The following is a 12120-nucleotide window of genomic DNA, read 5'->3' as shown; positions in this document are numbered from 1 at the left end:
CCCCCCTTGGAAAGGGGGGGGACAAAGGAAGAATTTTTACCTCGTATCCCCCCCTTACCCCCCTTGGAAAGGGGGGGACAAAGGAAGAATTTTTACCTCACGGGAGGGCAGAGGAATAAATGTTTAGATCGCGGGGGAAACGGCTAAGCCCCCCTTAAAAAGGTGGGTTGGGGGGATCCGCTTTTGAATGGCGCGGAGATTCTTTTTGATTATCTGTTGCACTCCCCAATTACAATGGTATTCATTGCCCAAATTCAGACCCTTTCCAATTCATATAGGGTTGAAATAAGATAGCAAGCAAATCTTGCATCCTGTAGAGGCGATTCATCTCGTCTTGATGGGGAAGCTAATTTGAGCGGGTACCCTAATTCCGAACCCATGAGTTAAAGGGGAAACCGTCATCGGGTCGTGAAGCGCGATCGCCGACTCCGAACGGCATACTGTTGGGAGACTCGCACTTGTCGTTTAGGGTTGGTTTTTAAGCTGATGAGAGATTCCGTGGGAAAAAAGCATCATTTTATCAGAAAAAGCCAAAAAAAACGGAAATATTTTGTAGGGTAGCCAAAAAATAGCGATCGCCTTGATTTGTTGGATTATTTCAGCTATACTCGCCCTATTACGTTTAGTTTTTTAGGGATCGAGTTATTAACAAGATGAATGCACAAAAATTGAAGAGCGTCGCCGAGGAGCAGTTAATGATTCCGCAAGCGGAGTATGCAAAGAAATTGCGTCCTCTGCTGCCATCGGAGGCATTTGAACCCGATCCCAGTAAGTTAGCGATTTTAGGGATGAATTTGCTCATTGTCATGGGGGGCTGGGCGATCGGTTCCACATTAGATCGGTGGAATGTATTCCTGTTATGGCTTTACTTACCGATCGCACTCGTCATGGGCAATAGCATTATTGTGCTTCTGTTTAGCTCTCATAACCTGATGCATGGGAGTGTCATCAGAAATAAGCGAGTGGTGTCGGTGATGAGTTTTCTCGGATTAAGCCTATTGTGGATGACTCCAACGATGTGGAAAGCGGTACATAACCGAGAGCATCACAATAAAACCAATTCCATGAACGACCCCGATCGCAATTACTTAGAAAATCAGCCGAAAACCTGGGGGAAATGGATTCAAAACTTATTTGTGCCCTCGGCTGAGGTTCATCCATTTTGGTTAGCTATTGGAATGACTAGTGCTTGGGGAGTGCATAATTTCCGAAACATCACCTCTGTGCTGTTTTTTAATAATAAAGCCGTGGATTACGTACCGGCTGCATTTACGGTGAGTCGGAAAGAGCGACGGGCGATCGCTGTGGAATTGCTGGGCGTTTGCGCCATTCATCTCACCGTTTTATTCTACCTGCAATTTCACCCGATTAAACTCCTGCTGAGTTACTTTTTGCCGATTGCCATAGGCTATGCCGGTGCGATGTTCTACATTTATACCAATCACATGATTTCCGCCATGAGTTCGATTAACGATCCGATGCTAAATAGCTTATCAATCCGAGTGCCGAAACTATTCGATTGGTTGCATCTGAATTTTTCTTACCACACCGAGCATCACATTTTTCCTCATATCAACTCCGACTATTATCCCCTTGTGCGAGAATTACTCGAACTTCACTATCCCGGGCGTTTGAATTTATTAGATGCCACAGAAGCTTGGCGCTTATTGTTGCAAACCCCTCGGCATTACAAAGATGAAAACACCTTTACTGATTGGGCGGGAGAAAAATCAGTGGCTTGTCCCCTACCGCAGAATTCGCCTAAACTCTAAGCGAATTGCCAATCCTGAAAAGCCTGTTTTAAATTAGCCTGTCTCGGGTGCGCGATCGGCCTACTCCCGACCGAAAATTTGACGGTAGGCGGACTATTTTGAGATGAAAAGCCTCTAGAGTGGAGGGCTTAACCGATTCGTTTTCCCGAACCATTTCCGATTGTGATATCGCGCCTTTTGCCTGTGATGGCAAAGGCGCGATCGATGTTTGTGCCGTTGGTTTATTTGCACCCTTTTCAAACCAGAATTCCTCTGGCGGCGCGGAGGAAAGCCCGAGACGCCAAAACTGCCAGTCACCAAGCCAGCCATTTGCTATAATAAATTTTACCCTGAGATTAAAACCAATCCTCTCGATTGGCGGAGGTCATTGATGAGCAATTTACCCACCCAATTTAAAACCGATGAATGGATAACTGCAAGTTGGGATGAATATCTGCAAGCAGTTCGCGATCGCGCCTACGAAAACGCTAAATTTTATTATTATCGCGGAAAAATCAGAGTTGAAATGACACCACAAGGGTTTGACCACTCCTCGGATAACTTCTCGATTGGCGCGGCGATCGCTCTGTTTAGTGGTCTGAAAAATATTCCCCTTACGGGTGTGACGAACTGTACTTTTCGGAAATCCCGGACCGGAGAGGCGCAACCGGATTTAGGGTTTTATATTGGCGAACGGGCCGAAATGATTCCCCCCGATACAACCATTGTGGATTTAGAGAGTTACCCGCCACCGGATTTAGCGATCGAAATTGCCAAAACCTCGCTATCCGACGATATCGGGGTGAAGCGAATGCTTTACGAAGGGTTAAACGTGAAAGAGTATTGGGTGGTGAATGTTCGCGAGGCGAAATTGATTGCATTTGCGATCGCGGATGGGGGAAGCAAGCAAATATCGCAGTCTGAAGTGTTACCCGCCTTACCGTTTACCCTGTTGGAAGAGGCATTACAGCGCAGTCGAGAAACCGGGCGAGGTCAGCTTTACGCTTGGTTAATTGCCCAAATCCAGACCCTGGAAAATTCATAGTTGAAATCGGAAATGAGGTTGTATCCGAACTGGGGGAGGGGTAGCGTCGGGGTGGGCGTTCCCAGCATGTGCTAGGAACGAGTGAAAAAGGAGGGGCAACGCAATTGTTGCCCCTCCTTGATTTATACAAAATCTAACTCACAAAGTTAGAAGCGTCTCATGTTCGGCTTGTGGATGATGAAGCTAAGCACTTGGCACTGCTTCACGTTGTCAAAACCAACCACGCGGATGAAGCAGTTGGGGTATTCCGAACGGCAAGCTTGCACTTCGTTCATCACTTCTTGCACGCTAGCGGCGCTGAACAGAGGCAGCTTCCACATGGTCCAATAGTATTCGCTCGGTTCCGACTGTTCGTTGAACTCGATCGCCGGAATAAAGCCTTGGTCGAGGATGTACTGGATCTGCTTAGAAATCTGGGCATCCGTCAGGGAAGGCAGATAGGAAAGGGTTTCGTACCGACGCTCTTTAGGTAGAGTTTTCATTGCTTCTTTGTCGTTATTCTGCTGGACTTGTGATGATATGCGCCCAAAGCGCGTAAGGGGGTAAGCCCGGGTGCGATCGCTGCTGAGTTTCCCACCGTAGACAAGGAGCTTAATGTTCGGTATCGGGCATCGAATCAGACACCGTAGTGTTCGTCATCGATCGCTCCAAATACTCCTTGCGGTGTTTGATATTCCCTTCGGCGATCGCGCTGCGAACCATCTCCGGCAAATACTCCGTCACTTCCTCAGCCAGACTTTGGCGCACGGTCATCAGCCGAAACGCCAGCTCTGGATTTTCCTGAAGCAACGCTGACAAATAGGCTTCCCCATCTTGGATTTTCTCCTTTGATGAAAAGCTTTGCAGCCAGTATGCCACCGGAGGATTGGTCTCGCTCAACTGAGCCAAGACCGTTCGCATCGCCTGATACGTCAGGTAGCTGCTCATCACCTTCGCCGTGTCTTTAGCAATTTGTTTTACATCCATATGGTTTGGATTTTTACTATCGGAGTTGCTTTTGCCAAAATGTTATAGTCAAGGCTCCTTGCGGCCACCTTAACTAAGTCAAACACCTTACCCCCGATTTCCGAGGCAAACAGCAATTGAGGATACTGTCTGCCCCTACCCACTGAATGAAACCAAACACGGCGCGGGTGGAGAGCGCCAATCTGACGGAGAAAGGAAGAAGGATAAAGGAACCAAAACTGTTCCCTTTACCCTTCACACCTCCCGCGAGATCAGACGGTATCCATCGCCTCGAACTCGAACGTGATTTCCTTCCACAGTTCGCAAGCGGCGGCCAATTCTGGAGACCAGCGAGCGGCTTCGCGGATGACGTCGTTGCCTTCGCGGGCCAAGTTGCGGCCTTCGTTGCGGGCTTGGATGCAAGCTTCCAGGGCGACGCGGTTTGCGGTTGCGCCGGGAGCGTTACCCCAGGGGTGGCCCAAGGTACCGCCACCGAACTGCAGCACGGAGTCATCGCCGAAGATTTCCACCAAAGCGGGCATGTGCCACACGTGGATCCCACCGGATGCCACAGCCATCACCCCAGGCATAGAAGCCCAATCTTGGGTGAAGTAAATGCCGCGAGACTTGTCTTGTTCCACATAGTTTTCGCGCAGCAGATCCACGAAGCCCATCGTGATGCCGCGTTCGCCTTCGAGTTTACCCACCACGGTACCGGTGTGGATGTGGTCGCCACCGGACATCCGCAAGCACTTGGCCAACACGCGGAAGTGCATCCCGTGATTTTTCTGACGGTCGATCACGGCGTGCATCGCGCGGTGGATGTGCAGTAGCATTCCGTTATCGCGGCACCATTTCGCCAACGTGGTGTTAGCGGTGAAGCCTGCGGTCAAGAAGTCATGCATAACGATGGGCATTTCGAGTTCTTTGGCGAACTCAGCCCGCTTCATCATTTCTTCGCAGGTGGGGGCGGTGCAGTTCAGGTAGTGGCCTTTGATTTCGCCGGTTTCTGCCTGAGCTTTGTGGATAGCGTCAGCAACGAACAAGAAGCGATCGCGCCACCGTTGGAAGGGCTGCGAGTTGATGTTTTCGTCGTCTTTGGTGAAGTCCAAACCGCCGCGCAAGCATTCATACACCGCGCGACCGTAGTTCTTCGCCGACAGACCCAGTTTCGGCTTAATCGTACAACCGAGCAAGGGACGTCCGTACTTATTCAACTTGTCGCGTTCGACTTGAATTCCGTGCGGCGGACCTTGGAAGGTCTTCAGATAAGCCACTGGAATCCGCAAGTCTTCCAGACGCAGTGCGCGCAAGGCTTTAAAACCAAACACGTTCCCCACGATGGAGGTCAGCATGTTGGTCACGGAGCCTTCTTCAAACAAATCCAGAGGATAAGCGACGTAGCAAATATATTGGTTGTCTTCGTTAGAAACCGGCTCGATGTCGTAGCAACGGCCTTTGTAGCGGTCCAAGTCGGTGAGCAGGTCAGTCCACACTGTGGTCCAGGTCCCGGTGGAAGACTCAGCCGCCACCGCAGCACCGGCTTCTTCTGGGGGGACTCCCGGTTGCGGAGTCATGCGGAAAGCCGCCAGAATATCCGTATCTTTGGGAGTGTAGTCCGGCGTGTAGTAAGTCAGTCTATAATCTTTTACCCCGGCCTGATATCCGGATTTTGATTGAGTCTGGGTTGAACTGTAAGACATAATCCCCCTTCCTAGGAATCATCGAACATTTTTACAGCGCAGCTCTTTTTTTGAGTTCCGTGAGGGGGTTCGACTCTAACGAGAGTGCGGCTCCCTCATGGCCCCACGGCTTTCACCTTGGGGGCAGACCGGAATGAGCGGGCTGCGCTTGCCATGCATAACAATAGTATCAGGAAAGCAATAAGTTAAACATCATTGTTCTTTTATTCTTTAATAATTTTTGGCTATATTTCTTATTAAATCTTAATTTTTTGTTACGTTGAAACTTGACCGTTTTATGATATGCAGCCCCTTCTTTCCTGGGGTTGCGGAAGGTTCCGGGGTGGCAGGTCGCTAGAGCGATACAATCAAAGGCAGTTTTGAATCCGTCGATCGCCCAAACCCATGCAGCCTCAATCCCTTCACTGCATTAACCCGGACTGTGCCTCTCCATTATCTGCAGCGGATGGCAAAAAATTTTGCCTCAGTTGTGGCGCACCGTTGCTGCTGAATCGCCGCTACCTGCCCCTGAAAAAACTGGGGACGGGGGGCTTTGCCATCACGTACATCATTTACGACCGACAGACCAAAACCGAACGAGTCCTCAAAGTCCTCATCGAAACCGCCCCAAAAGCCCTCGCCCTGTTCCAACAAGAAGCCGCTGTATTGGCCCGATTGCGCCATCCGGGGGTCCCTCGGGTAGAACGGGATAGCTACTTTCAAATTAACCTACGTCACCCCAACCCCCGGGTTTTACCTTGCTTGGTGATGGAAAAAATCGCAGGAGAAACCCTAGAAGCCGTCATCGATCGCTTTCCCCAAGGCTGTCCGGAAGCCTTAGCCCTCGACTGGGCGATCCAAGCTGCAGACATCCTGGGCGAATTGCACCGCCATCAAATCATTCACCGAGACATCAAACCGGCCAATTTAATGATCCGCCGCAGTCCCAACCAATCTTTGGCCAAAAGCCTCTCCCCCGGCTCCTTCTTAAAAATGTTAAATCAAGGAAGAATTCCCCCGGGAAGCGTGGGCGGACAACTGGTGGCGATCGACTTTGGGGGAGTCAAACAACTCCGCGGCCCGCAAGGAACCTCCACCCGATTGTATTCCCCCGGATACAGTCCCCCAGAACAGATGGCCGGTGCCCTCGTCGGACCGGGGGCGGATTTTTACGCCTTGGGGCGGACCCTGGTGCATTTACTCACCGGGCGATCGCCGACGGAATTCGACGATCCGAAAACCGGGCGGTGTCGTTGGCGTCAGCATGCGTCGGTCAGCCCCCTGTTTGCCAATGCGATCGAGGAGACTCTCGAACTCGACCCAAACAAACGACCCACCAGTGCGGCGAAAATTCAGGCGCGTCTGGTAAATGCCTCCAATTTAACCACCATTGTCCGCACCCGAGTGCCCGGACTCCTGACTCGGCTGCTCGAGATGGTGTTGGATGTGGCCGATCGCCTGGGAAAGCGGGGGTGGGATCTGGCCACCACTTTTGCGATCGCCCTGGTGTCGGTGATTTTGTTCCTCTATCGGGCGATCGCTGGTGTTTTGCAAACCTTCTTCAACGTGCTGAGTTGGAGCCTGCAAGCTTGCTTTGATACAGTGTTAGCCATGTGGCTGGCAGGATTGGGAGCCAGTGTGGGTGCGGGAACCGGCTTTGCCCTCGCCTACTGGTCGCCGATGGGCACCGAAGCGATCGCCCGCCTGTCGCAATTGCTGACCCAGTGGTTTGGCCCCATCCCCCTCCCCCTGGATCCGGTGCTGATTTTATTTAGCATGGCGGGATTGGGAACCGCCCTCGGATTGACCGAAGCCGGCAGTTTCGGTCAGCGGCGGCGATTTGTGACGGCGGGATTGATGGGCACTGTGGGCTATGGGTGCGGCTGGTTGGTGTTGCACGCCGCCCTGGAGTCTCAACCCCTCGCCGCCCCGGATTTAGTGGGATTTTCGGCAATTGCGATCGCCTCGATTGCCCTGGGCGTGGGATTGCCCAAACCGCACCTCTTCCACGCCAGCATCAGCGCGATCGGCAGCGCCTTCCTGGTGGCCCGCTTGCTTTATACTGTTTCTCCTCCCGCCCTGTTGCACTTGCTCTCCGACGCCACCAATGCCGGTTGGCTGGAATTTTGGGAGAGCATTGCCTTTTTTAGCGCTTTGGGCATTGTCGGCAGTTTTTTCCTCGGCGTCAGTTACTACCTGCTAGTGCCAGTGCTGAAATTGTTGGGATGGCGCTAAAGCAGACTGGACCGCTTCGGGTTCTCATTCGGCGGACAGCCCGTCACTCTCGACTCAAAAAAGCAAGTTGCTAATGCCTACTGAACCCACTCCTCCAAACCCCCATGATTTGCCCACCGGGCTTTTTGGAAAAATGGCACAACAGCGATATGATTTTGAATGACAATTGAGACCCAACCGAGCGGTCAACTGGCAAAGGAGACAAACGGTCGTTGTTATATCCAAAAGGAGGAAAGGGTTAAATGTTCGATGCTTTGGTGATGGGTTCGGGACCGGCGGGATTGTCGATCTCCGCCTCACTTTGTAATCAAGGATTGGAAGTCGTGGGCGTTACCCCCACGGATCCCGACGCTGTGCTGCCAAACACCTATGGCATCTGGTGCGACGAACTCGAAGCGCTCGGTCTGACGGACTTGCTCGCCCACCGATGGAGCGATTGCGTGTGCTATCCCGGACATCGCGAAATCCAACTCGGTCGCGACTATGGTTTTTTGGATAATCGCAAGCTGCAGGCTCATTTACTGGCACAATGCGATCGCGGCCAGATGGTCTGGCACAAAGATAAGGTGGCCAAAATCGAGCATTTCCCTACCCATTCATGCGTCACCACCGAGCAGGGAGCCGATTTATCCGCGAGAATCGTCATTGATGCCACCGGACATCGATCGCCGTTTACGCACAGACCGGCCTCCGATAAAATTGCCTATCAAGCCGCCTATGGCATTGTCGGCAAGTTCTCTCAGCCGCCCGTCAAACCAAAGCAATTGGTACTTATGGATTACCGCAGCGATCATCTCTCTCCAGCAGAGCGCGCGGAACCGCCGACGTTTCTCTATGCAATGGATTTAGGCGAGGATGTTTACTTTGTAGAAGAAACCTCTTTGGCTCATTGTCCCCCGATCGGCTTTGACGTGCTAAAAAATCGATTGGAGCGACGGTTGTCCTCGCGCGGCGCAAAAGTGAGAAATATACATTATATCGAACGCTGTTTGTTTCCGATGAATTTGCCCCTGCCGATCCTCGATCGCCCGGTGGTGCCATTTGGAGCCGCCGCTAGCATGGTTCATCCCGCCTCTGGCTATTTGGTAGGGGCAACTCTGCGCCGCGCGCCGGCAGTGGCGCAGGCGATCGCCCGGGCGCTGGCGACGGGGGAACCCGCACCCATGACTACCGCAGGTGAGGCTTGGGATGCCCTCTGGCCCTCGGAACGACTGCGGAAATATTATTTCTATCAGTTTGGGTTGGAAAATTTGATGCAGTTTTCCGAAGCCGACCTGCAAAGTTTTTTTGCCAGCTTTTTTCGATTATCTCTTCCCCAATGGTCCGGGTTTCTCACGGATAGTCTGTCTACACCGGAACTGATAGTGGCAATGCTCAATCTGTTTCGGATCGCGCCGAATAATATCCGCCAGGGTCTGCTCGGTTCTATCCCGAGGGAGGGTCACTGGCTTTGGCGGGCGCTGACGGTGTAGGCGGAATTTTTTCGGACAAAAAGGTTGACAAACCCGGGCAGTTGTGGTAATTTAAAATGTCATTTGCGATCGCCCACCACTGCGCCCAAGCTGAATCGGATCGAACTATGGCCATCACTCCCCAAAACTCCATAGAATGGAAACGGCAAAAGCGGGCGATCGTGGCGCTGACAGCCTGGGATTATGCCTCGGCCAAACTGCTCGATCGCGCCGGGGTCGATTTAATTTTAGTGGGAGATTCCCTGGCAATGGTGGTCCTCGGATACGAGACCACCTTGCCCCTGACGTTGGAAGAAATGCTCCACCATGCCAAGGCGGTGGGACGGGGAATCAAAAACGCCTTGATGGTGGTGGATTTGCCGTTTTTAACCTATCAAGAAAGTCCGCAACAAGCCATCCACTCCGCCGGACGGATCCTGAAAGAAACCGGGGCGCGGGCGGTGAAGTTGGAAGGCGGGTATCCCGCAATGGCAGAAACGGTGAATCGGTTGGTGTTGGCGGGAATTCCGGTTCTCGGTCATCTGGGATTAACGCCCCAGTCGGTGCATCAGCTTGGGTACCGCAAGCAGGGAAAGTCACCAGAACAGGGCGATCGCATTTTGAAAGAAGCGATCGCCGTGCAGGAGGCGGGGGCATTTGCGATCGTCTTGGAACATATTCCGGCTGAATTAGCCCGTCACATTACCCAACAGCTTGCCATTCCCACCATTGGAATCGGTGCCGGCCCGGATTGCGATGGGCAAATTCTGGTCACCCACGATTTGTTAGGATTAAGCGATCGCCAGCCGCCATTTGCTAAAGTATATGCATCGTTGCAGTCCGTTATTCTCGACGCGGTGCAACAGTATGCCGCCCAAGTGCGCGATCGGCAATTTCCCGATCGAGAATAGGGGGCGCTGAAATGTCACTGGCAAAATTTATCGGAATCGGAAAATGCACAGCAAGCTAGTTACCCTCGCCGCGATCGCCACCACCGCTTTACCCCTCTCGGTGGTATTGCCCATTTTGCCCAGACCCGCCACACTCCACGCTCAAACTCTCTATCGCACAGACCCCTCGGTAGCGATCGATTATTTTCTCGAAGTGGCGTTGGGGTCGGAATTTGGCAATAACGACCCTCAGATTAAAAAGTGGGTCGAACCCCTGCGGATTAAAGTTCATGGGTCTCCCACACCAGAAGACCGCCGCATCTTACGCACGGTCATGCAGGAACTTAACGCTCTCACCAATATCGATTGGCGCTTCGATTCTACCAATCCGAATGTAGATATCTATTTCGTTCCCGAGTCGGAATTTCATCAATATGAGCCGAACTATGTCCCAGTGAGTTACGGCTTTTTCTGGACCTGGTGGAAGAATTACGAGATTTCTCAGGCGAGAATTTTGATTTCTACCACCGAAATCAACCAACGGGAACGCGCTCATATCATTCGTGAAGAACTGACGCAATCCCTAGGGTTAATGAGAGATTCATACCGCTTTTCCGATAGCATTTTCTTTCAAGGATGGACCGATGTCACGGAATATTCGGAACTGGATAAAGCGGTGATTTCCCTGTTATATCGGCCAGAAGTTCGCCCGGGGATGAGCAAAGAAGAACTGCTCGATGTGTTGAGAACATCAAGTCGGTGAGGAATTCGCAAAGCGAAGTGAGACGGTTCCCAAAGGTTGCGCCCTGGGCGTTGATTGAGGAGTCAAATTGCGATAAAGAAAGGGGAGGTTGAGGCTGGATTGGGGGAAAAGCGCAAGTGGATCGAATGGTGATGATTCGATCGCGTTTTGACTGAGAATTGAGTGTTACGCCGAGGGAGGTGAAAAACCCTGGGAGGTTCCGGGGTGGCGATCGCTGGCGCGATCGCCCGGTGGGATTTTAAGGTTGCGGGCGGATGGGGATGCGCGATGGCTGAGTGCCCCACCCACCTGATGTAACAGTTGATTCATGCAATTTCGGGGTGGAATTTGAGGGATGTTTCGCATCGGATTAGGGTTGGGTGGCGAGGAGGACTCCTTGGGTGTATCGTCCCGCAATCCCATCAATGCGAAGACCGCGATCGCGTTGCAAGCGTTTTACCGCGTTTTCGGTTAACGGGCCAAAATAGCCGGTAAACGGGCCGTCAAAATAGCCCAAACTGTTGAGTTGATATTGTAGTTCGAGAACCTGCTGACCCTTGTCCCCGCGCGAGAGATTCCCCATGTTGGGGGCGATCGCCGTTTGTTCTGTTTCCTCGAGTTCTGTGGCGGCGATTTGTTCCTCATCGGTGGGTTTTTCCACCATCAGGGCGTCTTCGTTTAGGGGAACGGGTTGCTTGACGATCGCCTTTTCTAGGGCGATTTGCGTCTTCACATCCGCCTTGCCCGTAACGTTTAACCCCGATTCTTCCTGGAATTGCCGCAGGGCCTGTTGGGTCCAGACGCCAAAGTAGCCAGTAATCTGGCCGTTATAGTAGCCTAATCGGTTGAGATCGTATTGCAACACCGTCACCCGACCACCGCGATATCCCAATCCGAATTCAAAAAAGCCCACCTGCGATCGCTCCAGGTGTTTGAGGGTCACCGGGCCGACGATTCCATCTACGGCAATGTTTTGTTCTGACTGAAATTGTTTGACGGCTTTTTGCGTTTTTTTATCAAAGTATCCGCTGATTTCCCCCTCATAGAACCCTTGGCGAATCAGTTGGTTTTGAATCTCCGCCACTTTTTCTCCGGTATCTCCCAGTTTTAAGGCGGCTAACGAGCTGCAACTCACGTGAAAAATTCCGAGGGTGAGAGCGATCGAGAGCAATACTGCCCCACTTTTAATCCGGGATTTATTGGTTAAAAGTGAGAGAACGGAGTTGCGGTTTTTTGCCATTGGGTTGGGGGAAATCGGGTTCGATGATTCCCAGGCAGCTACCAAGTGTAAATAGGCTAGATTTTCCATCATCAGAAATTAGGGTTGGTAAGGGGGAGAACGGAAACCCTCGTCATTTATGCGTAGGGAGGAGTTCTCC

General features: G+C 52.0%; 11 protein-coding genes. 6 read left to right on the top strand and 5 right to left on the bottom strand.

The features are described from left to right. Positions 1-653: 653 nt before the first annotated feature. A complete protein-coding gene (locus tag AC0QH1_RS26230; RefSeq protein WP_324634404.1) occupies positions 654-1772 on the top strand; it encodes a fatty acid desaturase family protein in 1119 nt (372 codons plus the stop codon). Positions 1773-2142: 370 nt separating this feature from the next. Beyond that, a complete protein-coding gene (locus AC0QH1_RS26225; RefSeq protein ID WP_324634403.1) occupies positions 2143-2796 on the top strand; it encodes a Uma2 family endonuclease in 654 nt (217 codons plus the stop codon). A 146-nt stretch (positions 2797-2942) separates the two neighbouring features. On the opposite strand, the gene AC0QH1_RS26220 is transcribed toward AC0QH1_RS26225, so the two are convergent. The 3 genes from AC0QH1_RS26220 to AC0QH1_RS26210 form a co-directional block, all read right to left on the bottom strand. Beyond that, positions 2943-3278 carry a ribulose bisphosphate carboxylase small subunit gene (locus tag AC0QH1_RS26220; RefSeq protein WP_324634402.1) on the bottom strand — a complete coding sequence of 112 codons (336 nt, stop codon included), beginning with the start codon at positions 3276-3278 and terminating at the stop codon, positions 2943-2945. A gap of 109 nt (positions 3279-3387) precedes the next feature. Then, the gene (gene rcbX / locus AC0QH1_RS26215) at positions 3388-3762 is read right to left on the bottom strand and encodes a RuBisCO chaperone RbcX (protein ID WP_324634401.1); all 375 of its coding nucleotides are present in this window, start codon (positions 3760-3762) and stop codon (positions 3388-3390) included. 251 nt (positions 3763-4013) lie between these two features. Next, positions 4014-5444 (bottom strand): form I ribulose bisphosphate carboxylase large subunit, encoded by a 1431-nt coding sequence (locus AC0QH1_RS26210; protein ID WP_324634400.1) that lies wholly within the window; start codon positions 5442-5444, stop codon positions 4014-4016. A 384-nt stretch (positions 5445-5828) separates the two neighbouring features. Between AC0QH1_RS26210 and AC0QH1_RS26205 the strand changes: the two genes are divergently transcribed. The 4 genes from AC0QH1_RS26205 to AC0QH1_RS26190 all read left to right on the top strand — a co-directional run bounded on the left by AC0QH1_RS26205 (position 5829) and on the right by AC0QH1_RS26190 (position 10762). Next, positions 5829-7658: a serine/threonine protein kinase gene (locus AC0QH1_RS26205; RefSeq protein WP_324634399.1), complete on the top strand. Its 1830-nt coding sequence runs from the start codon at positions 5829-5831 to the stop codon at positions 7656-7658. 242 nt (positions 7659-7900) lie between these two features. Further along, a complete protein-coding gene (crtL, locus tag AC0QH1_RS26200; RefSeq protein ID WP_324634398.1) occupies positions 7901-9130 on the top strand; it encodes a lycopene beta cyclase in 1230 nt (409 codons plus the stop codon). 107 nt (positions 9131-9237) lie between these two features. Continuing rightward, positions 9238-10020, top strand: a complete 783-nt coding sequence (panB, locus tag AC0QH1_RS26195; RefSeq protein ID WP_324634397.1) for a 3-methyl-2-oxobutanoate hydroxymethyltransferase — start codon at positions 9238-9240, stop codon at positions 10018-10020. Positions 10021-10063: 43 nt separating this feature from the next. After that, positions 10064-10762, top strand: coding sequence for a DUF2927 domain-containing protein (locus AC0QH1_RS26190; protein WP_324634396.1), 699 nt, complete (start codon positions 10064-10066; stop codon positions 10760-10762). Positions 10763-10927: 165 nt separating this feature from the next. Here the strand turns inward: AC0QH1_RS26190 and AC0QH1_RS26185 are convergent, their stop codons facing one another. Beyond that, positions 10928-11071: a hypothetical protein gene (locus tag AC0QH1_RS26185; RefSeq protein ID WP_324634395.1), complete on the bottom strand. Its 144-nt coding sequence runs from the start codon at positions 11069-11071 to the stop codon at positions 10928-10930. 40 nt (positions 11072-11111) lie between these two features. Further along, positions 11112-12053, bottom strand: coding sequence for a peptidoglycan-binding domain-containing protein (locus AC0QH1_RS26180; RefSeq protein ID WP_324634394.1), 942 nt, complete (start codon positions 12051-12053; stop codon positions 11112-11114). Positions 12054-12120 lie beyond the last annotated feature (67 nt).

The organism is Phormidium sp. CCY1219, from assembly GCF_055795085.1.
This window is presented reverse-complemented; position numbering and strand designations above follow the sequence as displayed.